This is a genomic window from Hymenobacter sp. CRA2 (assembly GCF_002007105.1).
Taxonomy (GTDB): Bacteria; Bacteroidota; Bacteroidia; order Cytophagales; family Hymenobacteraceae; genus Solirubrum.
In genome coordinates this window covers 48,523-68,637 of the sequence record NZ_MVBC01000023.1, presented here as the reverse complement: position 1 = coordinate 68,637, position 20,115 = coordinate 48,523, and the positions used below count along the sequence as shown (strand labels likewise).

Sequence of the window (20,115 nt, the reverse complement as noted above, 5' to 3'; positions counted from 1 at the left end):
TGCGGGTCCTGGTACAGGTGGTCGATGCGGTCCGTGTTGAACAGGGACGAACGGCGCTTGATGCCGTGCACCTCGTACCCTTTTTGCAACAGAAGTTCGGCAAGATAGGCACCATCTTGACCGGTGACGCCAGTGATTAAAGCGCGTTTCATATAACTGCTTGGTAAGCCGGTGGAGATACAAAGTTTTGGCTTATTATAACTTTGTAAACAAATAATTGTGTTTGTTTTGGTAAAAGCAACTATTTCAATAAATATAATTAATTAATAACCAAGAAAAATTATATATATCTGCGTGAAGCACAAAAAGGCCCGCCTTAGGAAGAGACGGGCCGGGCAGAATGCTACCAACGAACAACGCCCGACCAGTTAAGGCCAGGCGTTGTCAGAAGGAGCGGAAGCCGTAAGAAGCTTACTGAACGCGGAAGATTTCGAGGCCCGACACGTTCATGTGGCCGTTGCCGGAGCTCTGCAGCGTAATCTGGCCGTTGGTCACCGTTACGCGTACCGGGGCCGTTTTGCGCCAAGTGCCGGCGGCGCCGCTGTTGTAGCTCGTCAGCAGCGTCTGGCCGTTGACGGTGGCGCTGTACGTTTCGGGGCTGTTGTCCTCCCAGATGTAGTACGCCACTTCGTAGGTGCCGCTCGGTACGCTCGACACGGTCACGTTCAGGTTGGAGCCCCATACCGAGGAGCGAATCATCTGCGCACGAGCGGCGTCGGTGGCCGGCGTCAGCGCCACGTTCTGGTTGGCAAATTTGCCGCCGTTGGTGCTGATGTTACGGAACGTGGTACCGTCCTCGTAGGTGATGCCGTCGATGGTCTGGGCCGAGCCGTTGATGTTCACGGCGCGGAACAAGGTGCGGCTCGTGCTCGGGTTCGTCGGCGTGGGGGTAGGAGTAGGTGTCGGAGCCGGGGCCGGAGCAGGCGTCGGGGTCGTGGTGTTGTTCTTCCAGATTTCGATGCCCGACAGGTTGGCCGCGCCGCCCGAGGTGGTGATGCTCAGGTTGCCATCGGCGACGTTGGCCGTGAACGGGCCCAGACGGTCCCAGTGGCCGGCCGCGCCGGAGTTGTAGCCCGAGCGAACCGTCTGCCCCTCGACGCCGATGTTGAAGGTTTCGACCGAGTTATCTTCGAAGAAGTACAGGTACACGCTGTACGAGCCGTTGGCCACGTTCGGCACGGTCGCGTTGACGGACGTACCCCACACCGCCGAGCGGATCATGCCAGTGCGTGAAGCATCGGTGGCCGGGTTCAGGCCTACGCTGGCCGTGAAGGGCGACGCGCCGCTTACCTGCAGGTTGCCCGAGGCGGCTACCCAGTTGTTGCCATCCAGCGTCACGGCGCCGCCGTTCACGTTGATGCCGCGGAAGAAGGTGGCGTTAGCCGGGCCGCTCATCGGCGTGCTGCCGGTGCTGGGGGCCGTAGGAGCGGGGGCCGGAGCCGGCGCGGGGGCAGGTGACGGAGTCGGAGCAGGAGCCGGGGTCGGCGAGGTCGGAGTAGTCGGGTTGCTGCTCATGCCAGCGGGGCCCACCGAGATGCCGTTCTGGCGCAGCTTCTGCTGCCACAGGCTGAATTCGTTCTGCTCCGTAGCCACCGTGATGGGGTTAGGCAGGTGGGTGGTGTTGGTGCAGGGGCTGCAGGCACCCGAGCTCAGGTCGTGGCGACCAGGGAAGGGCATGCTGAAGCCGTCCTTAGCAAAGCCGATGACGTTGTTATCCACCGAGTTGTTGTACATCACCGAGCTCGGCACCTGATAGGCGTTGAAGATCGAGGTGGCGGCGTAAGTGGCATTCAGCTTGGTGCCGTCGGGCAGGTAGCTGCTGGTCACCATGCGGTTGTTGTAGTAGCGGATGTCGTGGCCCGAGGCAATGTTCATGGCCGCGTTGCAGGTGCTCACAAACTGGTTGTTGTAAGCATTGATGAAAGCGGCCGTGGTGGCGGGCGTGCTGCCGTCGCCGTCGGTGGTCATGCCCGTGCCGGAGTAGCCGGGGGCATTGGCCGGGTAGGGGTAGGCACCCTGCACGTAGTTGTCGTGCACGCGGTTGGGGCTCTGCGCTGTGCCCCCCGAGTTCGAGAAGTTGATGTTGTCCTCGACGCGGCTGTTGTTCGGCTCGTTGATCACCTGGTTCCAGGCAATTTCCACGTTGGCCAGGTTGCGCACCTGGTTCAGCTGCAGAAACTGCACGAGGTTGTCGCCGCCACCGCGCTTGCGCCCGTCGATGTTCTTGGCTTGGTTGTAGCGCACGGTCAGCGTCTGATCCGCCGCGCCGCTGCCGCCCCACTGGTAGATGTACATGCCAGCGGTTTGCTCCAGGTAGTTGTTTTCTACCTTCAGCTGAATCGGGTTGCTCGCTTCGATGAAGCGGCCCGGAGCACGGCCGTTGACCGTGGGCGTGGTGCCGTAGCCTTTAGTGCCGCGCACAATAAGGTTGGCGCGCACGTTGTAGGCGTCGATGATGGTGCCGGGACCCACAAGGGTGGCATTCTCGATGATGACCGGCTGGGTCGTCGAGATTCTGATAACCGGCGTATTCGAATCGGTGCTGCGGAAGTTACCGGAGTACGTGCCGCCGCTGGTGATGACCAGCGGACCCGAATAGTTGAGGCTTGGTGCCTGGCCGAAGCCGAAGCGCGGAGTCCAACTCAGTAATAGAGCAAGAATCACCAGAAGGGCTGAGCGTTTTTCCTTCAACGAGGAGTGTTGAGTTGCGACGGACGCGTTTCTGAGGTGCTTTTGCATTTTTGAACTTTAAGAGAAGAGTCCCTTCGCAGGGGTTTCCGGTAAACCTTCGCTTTTGACAATTCGTTTACAGTGCCGGAATCATTTTTTTGCAATTCGCAAAAACTGGCAAACGACTCGGTGAGAAGCTAGCCGCAACTGGAAGAGTACCAGCCGGGCGTGTTTCGGAGCCTGGATAAAGTGGCTGGGCTATTTTTCTTGCTCGGGCCCGATTTAGCAAAGAAAAAAGCTTTTAAGCACACTTTAAGCTTGTTACCATCCGCACATTTTCCATCTGCACAAGCAAGCTGGTAGTAGGCCTGCTTATGACTTCCCATTTTCAGTGCAACTTGTATCGCGCCATTCGGATACAAAAAGCAACTTTTTGTGAAAGTCAAACTGGTTGGTAGATTAGAAAAATCCTAAACCAGTACCCGTTGTTCAGAGCAAATGTATAAATAATTCACAACACACAAAATCAAGTAGATGATTTGTGTATTGAATTATTCTAAGTAGATCTGATACCATGTAAATACCCGAGCGCCGCATACCGCTCCTCAGTAGCGGTATGCGGCGCTCGGGTAAGGCCTGATAAGTGAGCCAGGAACGGATGAGCTGGGTTTTCAGCCTGTTACGGTGCCTGTGCGGCCAGCGGCGTGGTGGCCAGGCTGATTTTTTTTTGCTGCAGCTTGCGTTGCCAGTAAGCCCATTCGCCTTGTTCCGTCGCTAGGGTGATGGGATTGGGCAAGCTCACGTTGCCAGGGCAGGCGGCGCAAGCCCCGGTGCTCAGGTCGTGGCGGTCGGCCAGCGGCACGCGGTAGCCGGTCTTGGCGTAGCCAATGACGTTGGCCTCGATGCGATGGGCAAAGAACACGGAATCAGGCTTTTTGTAGGAGTTGAAGATGGACGCGGCCGCGTAGGTGGCGTTCAGCTGGGTGCCGTTGGGCAACTGCCCACTGGTGACGAGGCGGTTGTGGTGGTAGCGAATGTGGTGGCCGGCGGCAATGTTCATGGCCGCGTTGCAGGTGCTAACAAATTGATTGTCATAGGCTTCCACGTAAGCCGTGGTGGTGGTGGGCGTGCTGCCGTCGCCGTCGGTGGTCATGCCCGTGCCCGAAAAGCCCTTGGCCAAGGCCGGAAATGGATAAGCGCCCTGCACGTAGTTGTCGTGCACGCGAATGGGGCTGGTGGGCGTGCCGGAGGAGTTGAACAGGCTAATGTTGTCCTCGACGCGGCTGCGGTTGGGCTCGTTGACCACCTGGTTCCAGGCAATTTCCACGTTGGGCAGGCCGATTACTGTATTCAGCTGCAGAAACTGCACGAGGATTTCACCGCCGCCGCGCTTGCGCCCGTCGATGTTCCGGGCCTCGTTGTAGCGCACCGTCAGCGTCTGATCCGCCGCGCCGCTGCCGCTCCACTGGTAGATGTACATGCCGGCCGTCTGCTCCAGGTAATTGTGCTCCACGCGCAGGGCCGTGGGCTGGTTGGCGCTCAGAAAGCGCCCCGGCGGGCGGCCGTCCTCAGTAGGCAGCAGGCCAAAAGCCTGGCAGTGCGTGATGGTCAGGCGGGCGCGCCCCTGCTCGGCCTCAATGAGGTTGCCCGGGCCATAAAGCACGCATTGCTCCAGCACCACCGGCTCGGTGGTGAGAATACGCACGCAGGGCACATCCGAAGACGTACTGCGAAACGTGCCGGTGTAGGTGCCGCCGTGGGTGATGAGAAACGGCGTGGTACGGGCCAGGGGAGACGTGGCCGGCAACAGGCAGGAGCCGAGCACCAGGCCGCGCCGGGCCGGGGCACTCAGTAGCCACGCCAGCGGCTGCAGTTGGAGGGCCGAAAGCAGGGATGCAAACACGCGGTCAATGCAGGAAATAGCCGACTAAGCGGCGGGTGTAGCCATTGAGCAGGAACAGCGGGAGGTAAGGTGGAGGACAGTTCTTGAGGGCGAAATGCGTGAAGTTGCGCAGGTTGCCGCCCCCGCGGATGCCAAAGAGGTGCTGGTAATACCCGCGCAGGCTGCGCTGCTTGCGGGTTTGCTCCTGCCCGCTCTCGTCGGGGTAGGTGCTTAGGCGCGCGTCGTAGTTCAGCAGCACCGGAAAGCCGTGGCGGCGGGCGGTGCTGGTATAGTCGAAGTCGGCGAGGTAGTGGGGCAGGCGGCGCTCGTCGAACAGGCCCACGGTGCGCAGTACCTCCGCCGGGATGCACAGGCCACGCCCCGGCAGGTACGTGACGGGGTGCAGCCCCTGGCGTTTCGGCGGCGGCAGCACCTGCAGCAGGTCGCGGCGCCGGTGCGTGAGCCAGCTGAAGGTTTCGCCGCCGTACACCGGCTCGCCGGTGGCAATGTCCAGCTCCAGTGCCCCCAGCACCGCCCGCGGGTTGTCGGCGGCGCAGCGCAGCATCTGGGCCACAAAGTCGGGGGCGGCCACCACGTCGTTGTTCATGGTCATCACGTGGGTGGCGCCGTGGGCCAGGGCCCGGCGGATGCCCAGGTTCACGCCGGCGGTCCAAAACAGGCTGCCGGTGCCCTGCACCACCTCCACCTCCGGAAACTCGGCGGCGAGGTGCGTGCTGGTGCCGTCGGTGGAGCCGTCGTCCACCACAATGGTGCGGAAGGCCTGCGTGGTTTGGCCGCGCAGGGCCAGCAGACAGTCACGGGTAAAGGCCCAGCGGTTGAAAACGGGGATGACGATGTAGAGCATAAGCAGCAAGGAGAGTCGCCGGGGAGAATGCCTTAAGCCGTGTGCGGGATGGAGGCGGAAACGGGCGAGGACGGGCGGATTTCGGGTGCGGGCGGGGCGGCTGGGGCCTGCGTGAAGCGCTGCCACGCGCCGCGAAGCTTGGTGCGCACGCGGTCGGCGAAAAACTCGCGGAAGTACTGCCGGTCGCGGCGGTGGTCGCGCAGCACGTGCGTGGGGTGGCGCAGCGGAAAGGTCAGCTCGGCAGCGGGCACGGCGGCTAGGGCGTCGGCCCCGTCGTGGGTGTGGGTGGCGCCGGCCCCGAAGCCGATGTTGCTCACCAGGTTCACGGCCGGCACGACGCACAGGGCCGAGTGGGCCGCCACGGCGAAGTGCCACTGGTAGTCCCACACGTGTGCGGGCTGGGGCATGCGCAGCACGCTCTCGATTTTGCTGAGGCGGTAGCGCGTTTCCCAGGCGTCGGCGTACAGGTTCTGCAGGGCGCCGGCCGCTTTCAGGCGCGGATAGGCCGCGAGGTGAAAATCGTAGAGCTGCCAGGCCCGGCGCCAGGTAGCCCAGCCCCAGCTGTTCACCTGCGAGGAGAAATAGTACGAGTCGCCGCCGGGGGGCTGTGGGCCGCGGGCCGAGCGCAGGAAGTTGTTGCCGCCCACGTGCATCACGCGTTCATCGTGGCGGTAGCGGGCCAGCATTTCGGCGCAGAAGCGGAAAAACGAGTCGGAGGGCACGCAGTCGTCTTCCAGAATGATGCCTTCCGGCTCGTGCTCGAAAAACCAGTTGATGGCCGTGGCCGGGCCCAGGCCGCAGTTCAGGTTATGGTCGCGAAACTGGGTGTGCAGCTCGCAGGGCCAGTCGATGCCTTGCGTGATGAGGGCCCGCACGGCGGCGCAACGGCGCTGGTCGTCGGGGTGCGAGGTGCGGGGGCCGTCGGCGGCCACGTACAGGCGCAGGGGACACACCCGGCGCAGGGCCGCCAGCACGCGGGCCGTGGTGTCCACGCGGTTGAACACCAGCAGCAAGACGGGCGTCGTCAGGGGAGAAGTGGCTGACATAAAAGCGGGGAATAAGGAGAAGCGCAGAATCAGGCCGCGGCCACGGGGGCCGGGCGGGGGGCAGCTTGGCCCATCGGCAGGGCCTTGACGAAGCGGGCGGGGTTGCCGGCCCAGATTTCGTTGGCGGGCACGTCGCGCGATACTACGCTGCCGGCCCCAATGACGGCGTTGCGGCCGATGCGCACGCCCTTGAGAATGATGCTGTTCATGCCGATGAAGACGTTGTCCTCAATCACCACCGGGCGGGTGCCCACGTGGTCGTAGCTGTAGCGGCGGTTTTCGCTCAGCAGCGGGTGAAAGTCCGTGTCGGTGATGAAGGCATTTGCCCCGAGCATCACGCCGTTGCCGATGCGCACCTCCGTCTGCACGCAGATGCCGCCGCCGCTGATGCCCACGTCGTCGCCGATGGTGAGCTTGGCCTCGGGGTTGAGCAGGCGAATGATGACCGGGTGGCTGATGCCCGGCTCGCTGAAATAGGCGTCGGAAATCAGGCACAGGCGGCGGCCGAAGCGCACGTTGGCCCAGTTGGGGACTTGCAGCAGCGGCAGGCCGAAGAGCTGCACCTGCGGCCCCAGCCGGCGGCCGTAGCGCACCCGGCACCACAGGTTCTGGAGTTCCAGCAGCCCGCGGCGCAGGCCCCACACGCGAAACAGAGGGTTCATGGCGGTATCAGGCGAGGGATTCGTAGATGGACAGGGTGCGCTGCAGGATGGTATCCGGGTTGTGCCGCTCCAGGGCCACGGCGCGCGCGTTGCGGGCCAGGCGCTGACTCAGAGCCGGGTCGGCATGCAGGCTGAGCACCTGCTCGCTCAGCTGCTGCGGGCTCAGCTCGGAGAGCAGGCCCGTGGTGCCGTGGCTGATGAGCGAACTGACGCCGCCTACCTGCGTGGCCACCACCGGAAGCCCGGCCAGCTGGGCCTCGCACACGCTGTTGGGGCTGTTATCGATGTAGGAGGGGTGCAGCAGGCACAGCGAATTCCGGAACACGTCCACGAGCTGGGCCGCCGTCAGCAGGCCGGGGCATTCCACATCGGCGGCCTCCACGTGGCGCAGGCCCACGCGCTGCACCTGCTCCAGCACCTGTTCGCGGGTAGCGGCGCCCACCACCGTCAGCTTGGCCGGTATGCGGGCCCGCACCTGGTCGAAGGTTTGCAGCGCTTCCCGGAACCCTTTGAGAACCTGGATGCCGCCCATGAACACGACCTGGGGCCGCTCGGCGGTAACCGGGGCTGCCGGGGGCTCCGTGAAAAACTCGGGCCGCAGCATTTCCCAGTTGTGGTGAATGGTGGCCTGCGGGCTCAGCCGGGCCACGTGGGCCTTGTCCCAATGGGTGCGGCAGGAAAAGTGCCGGATGCTGGGCAGGGTCCTGGACTCGTAGTAGCTGGACAGCGTCCAGAGCACGCGCTGCAGCGAAAACCACTCGGGCAGCACCTTCAGGCACTCCGACACCAGCCCCTGCACCGACAACAGAATGGGGCGCTGGAGCTGCAGGGCGGCCACCTGGTACTGCAGCTCCGAGCCGTGCACGTGAATCACGTCGTAGCGGTGGTGGTGCTGGCGCAGGTAGCTGGCCATCATGGCAATGCGCTTCTGGTAGCAGGTGAGCAGGTCGGTGGTGGTGCGCGGGGCGCGCAGAAAAATGAAGTGCACCCCTTCGTGGTCGTATTCGTCGACATCTTCCTCGATGCCCCAATCCCAGTTCAGCACGCTGAGCTGAACTCCGGGCAACCGGCTCAGGGGCGCGGCCAGCGCGGCCAGCCACGGTGCGGCGTGGGTGCCGGGAAATCGGATATGCGGAAATGGCGCAAGCCACAAAACGTTCATGGTGGAGGAGGCTAAGCGTAAGTACAGGAGGCACGCAGCAGCTTAGGCCAGCGCGGGTGGCCCCATCAGGGGCTCATCCGATTCGACTGGCAGTGGGAGGGGCCGTTTGGCCGGGACGGGGCGCAGCTGGGCTTCCGCCGCCGCCATCATCAGGCCGAGCAACCCAAACTGGTAGGGGCTCCAATCGTAGGAGATGCTGTACACCAGCAGCCCGCAGAAGAAAGCCAGCAGCGCCGACGACTCGACGGTGGCCCCGCCGGGGTAGCGCAGGTAGCGTACCAGCTGAATGATGGGAAACACCAGCACGAGCAGCACGCCCAGCACCCCGAAGTAGAAGAGCCGGTCCATGTAAAAGCTGTGGAAGTGGTGCCCGGTGTGGTCGGCCCACATGGGCATGTCGCTGGCCGGGTCGTAGAACTGCATGGGCAGATCGAAGCCTTCCAGGCGCCAGCCTGCCACGGGACGCTGCTGCACCAGCGGCACGTAGGCCTGCGTCTGGCGCACGCGCCAGCTGCCGGTGCCCTGCTTGTCGGCGTTGGTGATGTCCTCGATGTTGCTTTCCAGCTTGCGCATCACGCTGGGGTCGTTTACCACCGCCGCCACGCCGCCTACGGTGCTCAGCACCAGTGGAATGACGGCTAGCAGGGCCAGCTTGTGCAAGGACACGGACACCTGCGGAACCAGCCGCGCCAGCAGCAGCAACAGCACCGGCACGCACACGGCCGTGGTCACCCACACCGAGCGGTGCTGCAGAAACACCACCAGCGCCATGCTCAGGTAGAATAGGAACATATTCAGCGGCGAGCCGCGCTCCAGGTACCAGCCCAGCGTCAGCAGGACCACGGGCACCAGCAGCAGGGCCGAGGGAGCCGTGACGCCCCGGTCGTGCTCCAGAAATGCCGACATGCTCAGCGCGTTGGGGTGGTAGAAAATCAGGTTGCCGAGCAGCGCCGCCAGTATCACGTACACCAGCAGGCGCATGGGCGGCGGGCCGAAGCGTTGGTGAAACGCGTAGACCCCAAAAATCAGCCAGAGTACCAGCAGCTTCTCGAACACGTGCGGGTACACCATCCAGCTACCCCAGCCACTGTAGGACTCCAGGGCCAGCAGGGCCAGCGCCACGTTGACCAGCCAGAACCACCAGCGCACGTGCCGCTCCATGTAGCGGTAGTAGAGCAGGGCTACGCCGAAGCTCAGGCCGCTGATACCAAAGTTGTAGTAGCGCAGCAGCGGGTCGTCGGGCGTCTTCACGAAGTACTCCCAGAACACCTGGTCGGTCATCAGCACGGCCAGAATAGCTACGAGGTAGAGGAATTGCAGCCGGATTTTCATGGGGTAGCAATGGATAAGGGCGTGGAAATGCCGGCCTTGACTGGGGTAGCGGGGCGCCACCAGCCATCCAGCCACCCGAGGATGTCGGCCACGGGCAGCGGGCCAGGCTGGTCGTGTTGCTGGGCTGTGCCGCAGAAGTAAGGCTGGTAATCGAAGCCCAGCGAAACGGTCAGGCGGGCGTAGCAGTCGTTGAAAACGCCGTCGGGGAAGATTTCGGCCACGGTGAGCGGGCCCGTGGCCCACACCAGGTGGCTGAGGCCGGCCCCGTGCAGGCCCACCAGGGTGCGGGCCTCGCGCAGCAGCGCAATCTGCTCCTCGAAGGAAAGCCGCTCGGCGTACACCACCTCGAAGCCCCGCTCGCGCAGGCCGGCCTCCAGGGCTTCCTCGCGCGCCGCGGCGCGGTTGGCGGTGTGGCGGCGCGAAATGTACACGTGCCGGTAGGCCGGCGCCGGGTCGGGCACGAAGGTGCGGCGCAGCAGGCGCAGCGCCTCGGGCCGCACGAAGCCCGACATGTCGTCGCGGGCGATGAGCAGCAGGTGCGGCACCCGTACGGCCCCGGCGGCGCGAAGGACCAGCCGGTCCCAGTCCTCGGCCGGCAGCGCCCGGCGCAGGGCTTGCTCCACGTAAGCGGGCGTGGTGGCCGGGAGCAGCAGCCGGGCTTCGGGGTGCCATTGGCGGGCCAGCAGCACGGCAGGCAGCATCTCGAACAGCCAGTGGTAAAAGGGCCCCACCGGGCACACGATAACCGGGCCCGGTTCGGGCAGGGAAGTGGGGCGTTGGAGCAGCTCGGGTACCAGATCGGCCCAGCCGGCGAGGCGCTGGAGGCAGCCGATGCTTTCCAGCAGCACGTACGGAGCCTCGGGCAGCCAGGCAAGGCCGCTGGCCGGCGCCACGCACACATCCTGCAGCTCGTAGCCCAGCTCGGCAGCGAAGGCCTTGTGCTGACGGAAATAGCGCGGCAGCGCGGGGGCGTCGAAGGCGTAGCGCACGGTGCGCGGCGGGTGCAGGGTGTCGATGCGGATCAGGTGTGGCACCATGAACTCGCGCCCCGATACCTCTTCGATGGACCGAAGGCCGGAGTACGCCAGGTCGCCGGCGCGGGCACCCAGCAGCCAGCGGCTGCCGGCGCGCGTCGCTCGCACCCGCAAGCGGGCCCACAGCCGACTCAGCAGGGCCCAACGACCGCGCAACAAGGAAGAAAGCGTAGGCATGGCCGGAGGAATAAGGAGGAGAGGACAGCCAGCGCCCTGGGGCGGCCGCAGCCGCTAGAAGGCTGGCACCGCCGCGCCAAACTGGCGGGCTAGCAAAAACTGCTCGTAACGGTCGAGCGAGGTCAGAAGCCACCCGGAACGTAGGAAAACCGGACGGCGCAGCAGGGTCAAAAGCTTGGTGAGGGCCGGGCATACCTCCACGGGTGGCCAGCGCAGCAGCACCGTCAGCAGTACCACGGCGCCGGTGCTCATCTGCACCAGCAGGGCCACCAGGGCCGGTAGCTGATAGGCCGCCAGCGCCCAGGAGACGAGCAGGATGCTCCCGCCCACGGCCGCCGCGGCCCCGAGGCCCGGCACGTACACGCGCAGCAGCTGCGGCACGGTCAGGCCGAGGTCGGCGCGGGTGAGGCGCATGTACATACCGGCCCGCACGGCCTCGCCGATGCTCACGGCGGCGGCGATGCCCAGCAGGCCGTAGCCGCGCAGCAGCACAAACAGCACGGCCAGCAGCGTGAGGTATTGCAGGTTCAGCCACACTTTCTGCTGCAGGTTGGCGCGGGCATCAGCCACCACGCCGGCAAACAGCGTGGTGAGGTTGAAGCCGATGGCAATGCACAGAATGCGGAGCACCGGCACGGCGGCATCCCACTGCGGCCCGAGCAGCATGCGCACCAGGCTGGGCGCCGCCACGGCCACCCCCGCGCACAGCGGAAATACCAGCGTGGCCACCAGCGTGGTGCTGGCCAGGTAGTAGGAGCGGAGGCGCTCCAGCTGGGCCTGAATCTGGCTGAAGGCGGGGAAGGCCACCCGCGCAATGCTGTTGGCCAGAAAGTAGGCCGGCAGAAAGAGCAGCATGAAGGCCCGGTTGTAGATGCCCAGCAGGGCCGAGCCCAGCAGCCGCCCGATCAGCAGCGTGTCGAGGTTGCTGTTGATGAACTCCAGAAAGCTGATGACCGACACGCGGCTGCCGTAGCGCAACAGCGGGGCGTAGTGCGCCCGCTCCCACAAGGGCCGCAGCGCGTGGCGCGTGGCGGCGTAGGTAGCCGCGCTCAGCAGCCCTTGCTGGGCCATGCTGGCCGCCACCAGGCTCCACACGCCGGCCCCGCTCAGGGCCAGCGTCACGCCTACCCCGCCGTAGGCCAGCACGTAGGCCAGCACTTCCAGCTTGGCCAGGGTATCGAATTGCATGCGGCGGCGCAGCAGGCTGGTGCCGGTGGTGCCCAGCGAAGTCAGCACGAAGCCCAGGGCCATTACGCGCACCAGCTGCACCACGGCGGCCTCGCGCCAGAACAAGGTGGCCAGCGGGGCCAGCACCCAGGTGAGGCCCGCCACGCCCAGGCCCAGCAGGCAGGCCGCCGTAAACGTGGCCCGCACGTCTTTCTCCGTCAGCTCGGGCTTTTGCACCAAGGCGTGGCCCAGGCCCATTTCGGCGAAATACCCGCCGAAGCGCAGCACCACCCCGGCCAGCGCCACCAGCCCGAAGGCGGCCGGCGGCAGCAGGCGCGCCATCACGGCCGTGTAGCCGACCTGCAGCAGCGCCGTGGTGACTGCCGCCGCCGTGGTCCACTGGATACCACGAAGGGCGGAGGAAACCAACGACGGCGACTGTTGCTCAGTAGCGGACATAACCGGGCGCTAAAAGAAAGGAAGACAAAAACCGAGGGCTTAAGCGCCGTAGTAGGCGTAGGCTTTGCGCTTGTAGCGGTACTCGTAGGTCTTGTCGAAGTGCATGTCGTTGATGACCAGGTACACGTGCTTGATCTTCTGGTTGACGTACAGCTCGTTGATCTGGCCCACCAGCTCCCGCTCGGTGTAGTTGTGGCGCACCACGTAGATGTTCGCGTCGAGGAAGCGCAGCAGCACGAAGTACTCCGACACCAGGCCCACCGGCGGGGTATCCACCATCACGTAGTCGTACTCGTCGCGCAGGCGCTCCATGAGCTGGGCCATGCGCGTCGATTCCAGCAGTTGCGTGGGGTTGGCGGGGATGGTGCCGCAGGCCAGCACGTCCAACTGCCCCTCCCTCACTGGCTGAATGCAGCGCTCCAGCGGCTCTTCGCCCGTCAGGAAGGACACCAGGCCCGGGGCCGATTTGTCCAGGTCGAAGTAGTTGGCCACGGTGGGGCGGCGCAGGTCGGTTTCTACCAGGATAACGCGGCGGCCGGAGTACGCCAGCTCCACGGCCAGATTCACGGCGCAGAAGGTCTTGCCCTCGCCCGGCACCGACGACGTCACGCCGAGCACTTTCTTATCCAGCCCGGCCGAGAGGTACTGCAGATTCACCCGCACCGAGCGGAACGACTCGGCAATGGGGCCCTTGGGCGTATCGAGCATGGTTTGCTTGTCCTTGCGGCTGCCGTGGGCAATGACGCCCAGCAGCGGAATGCTCGTCACCTCCGAGAGGTCCTGCTTGCTCTGGATGCGGCGGTTGGCTTTGTCCAGGCCCAGCACCAGGCCGGTCGGAATCAGCAGGCCGGCCAGCACCGCAATCAGGCCCACCATCATCGGTTTGGGAGCCTCCGGGCCGCCCCCCACGAGGCTGGCGCGGTCCACTATCTTCTTGTCGGTAGCGTTGGTGGCCAGGGCAATGGCGGCCTCACCGCGCTTCTCTACTAAGAAGGAGTAGTTCTTGTCGTTGTAGTCGGCCTTGGCCTTGAGCAGGGCCAGCTGGCGCTCCTCCTCGGGCATGCGGTTCATGTCGCCTTTCACGCGGGCCAGCTGGGTGTTGAGGTCGGCCAGGGTGATGTCGGTGGAGCGGATGACGCTGGTCAGGTTTTCCTCCAAAGCCGCCTTTACGCTGCGGATGCGCTGGTTCAGCACCGCCACCATGGGGTTCAGCTCGCTGGCATTCACGCCCAGGGCTGCCTTTTGGCTCGTCAGGTCGGAGAGCTGCAGAATGAGGCTGTTCAGCACCTGGTCGTTCACGCCCATGCTCGATAGCGCCGTTACATCGTGGCTGGTGCGCAGGTGCTGGAGCAGCGTCTGGTAGCTGCGGCGCTGGCTCAGCATGCGCGAGCGTTCCAGCTCCAGGTTGGAGAGTTGGGTAATGGACGAGTTGGATTGAGCGCCCACGTCCACCACGCCGTGCGCCTGCCGGAACGAGCTCAGGGCCACGGCGGCCTGCTGCCGCTCCTGGTTCATCTGGGCTATTTCGCCATTGAGGAAGTCGAGGCTGCGCTGCCCGGTCTGGTTTTTATCCCGCACGTCGGCCGCGATGAACACGCTCATGAGCGTATCCAGAAACTGCCGCTCCTTCACCGGCACCGGGCCTTTCAGGTCCAGCTCGATGATGCGCGACTCCTGGTCGATGGTGCGCACCAGCAGGCGGCCCTGGTAGTCGCCGGTCAGCGAGCTGAGGTCGCGCAGCTGGAAGCTGTAGCTCGCGCCCGGCTTGGGGCTGATCCTGGCCACCGGCTGAATGGTCAGGTTCAGCATGGGGTGGCGCAGGGGCTGGCCGGCGGGCACGGTTTCGTCGATGTTCACGTCGAATACCTCGCGCAGCGACTCGCCGGTGGCTAGGTTGGCCAGCATGGCTTTTTTGGCTTCGGCCCGCAGGCGGAAGTTGCCATCCGCCAGCGGCTCGATGTGCACGGCCACGCCCTGCAGCTGGGGCAGCCCGGGCTCCGGCACCACCCGGAAGGGCACGTCGCTGGCGGGCTCTTCGCGCACCTTCAGCTCGGCCACTTTATTGATCCAGCTGTCGGGCGCCACGTAGTAGCTCACCTGAAACTCGGGCAGGCGCTGCAGAGCCTGGCGCACCATGGCCGCCGAGCTGATGAGGCCGATTTCATCCTTGATCTTAATGCCTTTTTCCTTGACCTCCAGTAGGTTCAGGAGTTCTTGCGCCTGCTTGGAGCCCGTGCTCTGGTTGCCCAGCAGCAGGGTGGAGCGGAAGTCGTAGGTCGGGGCTTTGATCTGCAGGTAAAGCAAGGCCAGGCTGCCGGCCAGCGCGAGGCTGGCCAGGAAATAAGGCCAGCGGTTGCGAAGCTTGAAAAACAGCTGGTGCAGGTCCAATTCGGGAGCGGCTGAAGTAGCGCGTGTGTCCATACCGGTGAGTGGTGGGGTTAGCTAAGGGAGAATTGCCGCAGCCCGGTGACGCGGGCTTACAGCAGTTTGATGTAGTTGAGCACCAGTACCACGGCGGATATGCCGGCAAACACCAAGGCAAAATTGCTGGCGTTGGCGCGGCTGGTGCGGGCCCGTAAAGGCTCGACGTACAAGGCGTCGTTGGGGAGCAGGTAGTAATAAGGCGAGGCGAGGATGTTGGGGTCGGTCAGGTCCAGCAGCACCACGGCGGAGCCCTTGTCGGTCTGGCGCACCAGCTTGACGTTCTGGCGGTTGCCGAATTCGGTCAGGTCGCCGGCCATGCCCAGGGCTTCCAGCACGTTGGCCTGCCCGTTGTAGATGAAGTAGCGGCCCGGAGCTTTCACGTCGCCCAACACGGTGACCTTGAACGACAATAGCTTCACCAGTACGTTGCTGTCTCGCGCGTACTTGGTGATTTCCCGCTGAATGGTCTGTTGGGCCTGCTCCAGCGTCAGGCCGGCGAGCTTCACCCGGCCCACCGTGGGCAGGTTGATGTTGCCCTCGTTGTCGACGGAGTAGCCAGCCAGGAACATGTTGCCCGGGTCGCCGTTGGACAGCGTGCGTCCGTCGGTCACGTTGAAGATGTCGTTCAGCGCCGGTTGGGCGCTCTGCACGCGCACAGACAACACGTCATTGGGCTGAATGTGGTACGGGGTAGGCTCGTTGGCTACCGCCACGGGCGTTTGCTTCGAATACTGCGGGTTTTGCAGGTACACGAGCCGACTCTGGGGTACGCAGGCCGCAAGCCATAGCAGTACCAGCGGCCATAGCCGCAAGCGAGATAAGTGGTTGAGCATGGTGGTGGAGGATTGGTGTGCTCAGAAAATATTCCCACTTGGCCCACACTCGGTCCGGTGGCGCGGATGGCGAGTACAAACCGAGTAGTTCGTCCTTAGGGCAGAATTCTTCCCTTGTTGAACTTTATGCCTAAATTATAGGACTCATTCATAAATGTCAAGTTAATCTTAAAACTTTGCCTAGAAATATTTGTAAAAAATATAGTGAGTGCAACTAGGCTCAGTAAAGTATAATCGCCGCTGCACCTGTAGCGGGGCCGGGGTGGCTGCCCGCAACTGCCTACCTTAGGGGACGTATTCCCCGCCTATATGAAGATTCTCCTCGTCGAAGACGAACCCAAAGTGGCGGCCTTCCTGCAGAAAGGCCTGAGCGAGCAGACCCACGCCGTGGACGTGGCCGCCGACGGCGTGCTGGGCCTGCGGCAGGCGCTGTCCACTCCTTATGATCTGATTATCCTCGATCAGCTATTGCCCGGCCTGAGCGGGCTGGAGGTGTGCCGGCAGGTACGCGCCCACAATCCCGCTGTGCCCATCCTTATGCTCACCGCCCTGGGCGAGACGGACGATAAAATCCGGGGCCTCGACGCCGGTGCCGATGATTACCTCGTCAAGCCTTTCGCGTTTCAGGAGCTGCTGGCCCGCATCCGGGCCTTGTCGCGGCGCCGGCAGGACGCGCCCGTGCAGCCGCAGCTGCGCCTGGCCGACCTCACGCTGGACCCCGTCAGCAAGGTGGTGACGCGCGCCGGGCAGCCCGTGCAGCTCACCGCCCGCGAGTTTGCCCTGCTGCACTACCTGCTGCGCAACCAGGGCCGCGTCGTGTCGCGCGTCGACATCCTGGAGCACGTGTGGGAAACCTCGTTCGATACGGGCTCCAACGTCATCGACGTGTACATCAACTTCCTGCGCAAAAAAATCGACAAGGGCTTCGAACCCAAGCTCATCCACACGCTGGTGGGAATGGGCTACGTGGCCAAAGTCAACGAAGTCTGAACGTTGTTGAGTTTGTGAGTTAAAGAGGGATGAGTCTATGAGTGAGCAGGCTGTTTGGTGACAGAGAAAACAGTCTGCTCGCGCAAGGGCTTGGTAGTCGGGTTCAATCAACACCGGCGGCTGCATTGCCTAGCTCTAACCCTCATCAACTCTTGCCCTCAATAACTCCTTAACTCACAAACTCCCTGTATGTCTATCCGCTTGCGGTTGGCGCTGCAGTTTGCGGCCATTGTGGCCGTGACGCTGGTGCTGTTTTCGGCGCTGATCTACCTGTTCACGTTCTACTCGCGCAGCCAGTTCTTCTCCGAAAGCCTGCTCAACCGCGCCCGGGTAGTGGCCCACGTGTACTTCGATGGGCAGCACCCGCAGACCGACGAGCGGCACCGCGCCGTGTACAATAGCTACCTGCGCCAGCTGTACCGCACCCTGCCCGACGAGGAAGTGCGCATCTACGACCCGAGCGGGCGGGTGCTGTTTCGGGAAGGGCAGGCCACCGGCCGCGCCGTGCCCGAGCAGTGGCTGAACACCATTGCCGAGTCGCTGCTGCTGCGTGCGCCCGGCTGGCGCTATACCGTGGGCCTGCACTACACGGTGCCGGGCCGGGGCCGCTTTCTGGTGGTGGCCTGGTCGGTGGATGTGGACAGCCAGCGCCAGCTGGGCACCCTGCGCGGGGTGCTGAGCGTGGGCCTGCTGGTGGCGCTGGTGCTCACCGGCATCGGCGGCTGGGTGTTTGCCGGGCAGGCCCTGCAGCCCATGCGCCGCGCCGTGCAGGAAATGGGCAGCATCACGGCCTCGGACATGCACCGCCGCCTTTCCGGCGCCGACGGGCAGGACGAAGTATCGCAGCTGGCGCGTACCTTCAATAGCCTGCTCGACCGCCTCGAAACCGCCTTCGTGGGGCAGCGCACGTTTGTGCGCGACGCCTCGCACGAGCTGCGCACGCCCCTGACGGTGATTATCGGGGAGCTGGAAGTGGCCCTGCTGCAAGTGCGCACCATTGAGGGCTACCAGCAGGTGCTGCGCAACACCCTCGACGCGGCGCGCCTGCTGAAGGACCTGGCCAACGGGCTGCTGCAGATTGCGCGTGCCTCCGACGACCCCTCGCAGGTGCCCCTCAGGCCCCTGCACCTCGACGAGCTGCTGCTGCAGGCCCACGAGGAAGTGCAGCGCCGCCACCCCACCTGCCGCATCGACCTGGACCTGCAGCTCTCCGCCGATGCGCCCGACCCGGTGGTGCGCGGCAACGAAGCGCTGCTGCTCTCGGCTGTGCTCAACGTGCTCGAAAACGCCTGCAAGTTTTCCCGCGGCTCCGAGCTGCCCATTCTGGCCACGCTTAGTGCCTCGCCCAGCCACGTGCGCCTGGAAGTGCGCGACCAGGGCGTGGGCATGAGCGAGGCCGACCGGCAGCAGGTATTCGTACCCTTCTTCCGCGCCGACAACGCCCGCGGCGTGCCCGGCCACGGCATCGGCCTGCCGCTGACGCACAAGATTATGGAGCTGCACGGCGGCCGTATCCGGGTAGAAAGCACGCTAGGGGAGGGCACGGCTGTGGCGCTGGAACTGCCCAGGGCGTGATAAGCAGGCACTTGTGAGTCGTCGAAAAAACCACTCTGCCCCACTAGCTCAAAAGTCTTTTAATGACCTTTTAATACCCTTTTAACGGGAGCTTAAGACGGCTACGGGAGATTTACAAATAACATCGGATGGTGTGTCCTGTCGGAATGACCGAGGGCTGGCACCACCCGATTTTCATTTGTTTCTCTGCGCTATGGAAGCCCTCAAAGCCTCTGCTGATTCCTCTCGGCCGCACATGACGACCAACGCCCCGCAACCGCAGGGCTTGGGGCCGTCATTGGCCAAAGACCTGCCCGCGGGGCTGGTTGTATTTCTCGTGGCGCTTCCCCTTTGCCTGGGCATCTCCCTGGCGTCGGGCGCCCCGTTGCTTGCCGGCCTGGTTGCAGGCATCGTCGGCGGGCTGGTGGTGAGCTGGGTAAGCGGCTCCAGCCTGAGCGTGAGCGGCCCCGCCGCCGGCCTGACGACCATCGTGCTGGCCGGCATTCAGAAGATGGGCAGCTACGAAGCCTTTCTGGTGGCCGTGGTGCTGGCAGGCGTGCTGCAGTTCGGCCTGGGCCTACTCAAGGCCGGCGTTATCGGCATGTACTTCCCCACCTCCGTTATCCGGGGTATGCTGGCGGCTATCGGCGTCATCCTGTTGATGAAGCAGATACCGCACTTCTTGGGCGGGCGCGAAGACTTCTTCAAGGACCTGGACCTGTTCGAGTCGGAGTTTGTGGGCGCCCTCGATAAAATCCAGCGGGCCGCCGCCAAGCTGCAGCCCGGTGCCATGCTCATCGGCGTCACGTCGCTGAGCATCCTGCTGATCTGGGAGCAGCCGTTCCTGAAGAAAATCAAAGTGCTGAACCTGCTGCCCGGCGCGCTGGTGGTGGTGCTGATGGCCATCGGCATCAACGAGCTGCTGGGCGTGCTGCGGCCCGAGTGGCAGGTGCAAACCGCGCACCTCGTGAACCTGCCCCACATCAGCGGCCTCGACGACCTGAGCAAAGTGCTGCGTTTCCCCGACTGGTCGGTGCTCACCAAGGGCCCGGGCGTGTACCTGCTGGCTGCTACCATTGCGGCCGTAGCCTCGCTGGAATCCCTGCTGAGCGTGGAAGCCGTCGACAAGCTGGACCCGCACAAGCGCCGCACGCCCACCAGCCGCGAGCTGCTGGCCCAGGGCACCGGCAACACCATCTCGGGCCTGCTGGGCGGGCTGCCGCTGACGGCCGTTATCGTGCGCTCCTCGGCCAACCTGAACGCCGGCGCCCAGTCGCGCCTGTCGGCCTTTATCCACGGCATACTGCTGTTGCTGGCCGTGCTCTTCCTCGAAGACGTGCTCAACCTCATTCCGCTCTCGGCCCTGGCCGCGGTGCTGCTGCTGGTGGGCTACAAGCTCACCAAGCCGGCGCTGTACTCCTCGCAGTGGCGCCTGGGCTGGCCGCAGTTCCTGCCCTTCGTGGTGACGGTGGTGGCCATCCTGGCCTCCGACCTGCTCAAAGGCGTGGGCGTGGGCCTGGCCGTGGCCGCGTTCTTCATCCTGAAGGCCAACGCCGAGTCGGCCCTTTTCTACCACAACGAGCCCAGCCACGAGCCGGGCACGGTGCACCTCAAGCTCTCGGAGCACGTGACCTTCCTGAACAAAGCCGCCATTGCCACCACGCTGGACCGCTTCCAGCCCGGCACGCGCGTAATTCTGGACGGTGCCGACTCGCTCACGATTGACTACGACGTGCTCGAAGCCATCGAAAACTTCCGCCAAAGCGCCGCCGACCGCGGCGTGCAACTGGAGCTGCGCGCCATTCCGCAGGTCGAGACTATGGGCCACTAAGCTGGTCGGACAGCGGCAGATTGCGTA

At 64.3% G+C, this 20,115-nt stretch carries 15 protein-coding genes; 3 read left to right on the top strand and 12 right to left on the bottom strand.

Features of this window, described 5'->3' with window-relative positions; translation table 11 throughout:
* From B0919_RS23670 to B0919_RS23615, 12 genes are all read right to left on the bottom strand, one after another.
* Positions 1-152: GDP-mannose 4,6-dehydratase (locus B0919_RS23670; RefSeq protein WP_139362356.1), on the bottom strand; the 152-nt coding region annotated here is incomplete at its 3' end.
* Between the two features lie 259 nt (positions 153-411).
* Positions 412-2,664: a hypothetical protein gene (locus B0919_RS23665; RefSeq protein ID WP_078014785.1), complete on the bottom strand. Its 2,253-nt coding sequence runs from the start codon at positions 2,662-2,664 to the stop codon at positions 412-414.
* Positions 2,665-3,349: 685 nt separating this feature from the next.
* Positions 3,350-4,573: a hypothetical protein gene (locus B0919_RS23660; RefSeq protein WP_078014784.1), complete on the bottom strand. Its 1,224-nt coding sequence runs from the start codon at positions 4,571-4,573 to the stop codon at positions 3,350-3,352.
* Between the two features lie 4 nt (positions 4,574-4,577).
* Positions 4,578-5,417, bottom strand: coding sequence for a glycosyltransferase family 2 protein (locus B0919_RS23655; protein WP_078014783.1), 840 nt, complete (start codon positions 5,415-5,417; stop codon positions 4,578-4,580).
* A 32-nt stretch (positions 5,418-5,449) separates the two neighbouring features.
* On the bottom strand, positions 5,450-6,463 hold the full coding sequence (locus B0919_RS23650; protein ID WP_176133199.1) for a nucleotide-diphospho-sugar transferase: 1,014 nt from the start codon (positions 6,461-6,463) through the stop codon (positions 5,450-5,452).
* A gap of 29 nt (positions 6,464-6,492) precedes the next feature.
* On the bottom strand, positions 6,493-7,125 hold the full coding sequence (locus B0919_RS23645) for an acyltransferase (protein WP_078014782.1): 633 nt from the start codon (positions 7,123-7,125) through the stop codon (positions 6,493-6,495).
* Positions 7,126-7,132: 7 nt separating this feature from the next.
* Positions 7,133-8,287 (bottom strand): glycosyltransferase family 4 protein, encoded by a 1,155-nt coding sequence (locus B0919_RS23640; RefSeq protein ID WP_078014781.1) that lies wholly within the window; start codon positions 8,285-8,287, stop codon positions 7,133-7,135.
* A gap of 42 nt (positions 8,288-8,329) precedes the next feature.
* Positions 8,330-9,619, bottom strand: coding sequence for an O-antigen ligase family protein (locus tag B0919_RS23635; RefSeq protein ID WP_078014790.1), 1,290 nt, complete (start codon positions 9,617-9,619; stop codon positions 8,330-8,332).
* Positions 9,616-10,830 (bottom strand): glycosyltransferase family 61 protein, encoded by a 1,215-nt coding sequence (locus B0919_RS23630; protein ID WP_078014780.1) that lies wholly within the window; start codon positions 10,828-10,830, stop codon positions 9,616-9,618. The genes B0919_RS23635 and B0919_RS23630 overlap by 4 nt, the downstream gene beginning before the upstream one ends.
* A gap of 54 nt (positions 10,831-10,884) precedes the next feature.
* Positions 10,885-12,456 (bottom strand): lipopolysaccharide biosynthesis protein, encoded by a 1,572-nt coding sequence (locus B0919_RS23625; protein WP_078014779.1) that lies wholly within the window; start codon positions 12,454-12,456, stop codon positions 10,885-10,887.
* 39 nt (positions 12,457-12,495) lie between these two features.
* A complete protein-coding gene (locus B0919_RS23620) occupies positions 12,496-14,877 on the bottom strand; it encodes a GumC family protein (RefSeq protein WP_078014778.1) in 2,382 nt (793 codons plus the stop codon).
* A gap of 56 nt (positions 14,878-14,933) precedes the next feature.
* Positions 14,934-15,713: a polysaccharide biosynthesis/export family protein gene (locus tag B0919_RS23615; protein ID WP_078014777.1), complete on the bottom strand. Its 780-nt coding sequence runs from the start codon at positions 15,711-15,713 to the stop codon at positions 14,934-14,936.
* Between the two features lie 309 nt (positions 15,714-16,022).
* On the opposite strand from B0919_RS23615, the gene B0919_RS23610 reads away from it, so the two are divergent.
* From B0919_RS23610 to B0919_RS23600, 3 genes are all read left to right on the top strand, one after another.
* The gene (locus B0919_RS23610) at positions 16,023-16,703 is read left to right on the top strand and encodes a response regulator transcription factor (RefSeq protein WP_078014776.1); all 681 of its coding nucleotides are present in this window, start codon (positions 16,023-16,025) and stop codon (positions 16,701-16,703) included.
* Positions 16,704-16,892: 189 nt separating this feature from the next.
* Positions 16,893-18,278, top strand: a complete 1,386-nt coding sequence (locus tag B0919_RS23605) for a sensor histidine kinase (protein WP_078014775.1) — start codon at positions 16,893-16,895, stop codon at positions 18,276-18,278.
* A gap of 193 nt (positions 18,279-18,471) precedes the next feature.
* Positions 18,472-20,088: a SulP family inorganic anion transporter gene (locus B0919_RS23600; protein ID WP_317043914.1), complete on the top strand. Its 1,617-nt coding sequence runs from the start codon at positions 18,472-18,474 to the stop codon at positions 20,086-20,088.
* Positions 20,089-20,115 lie beyond the last annotated feature (27 nt).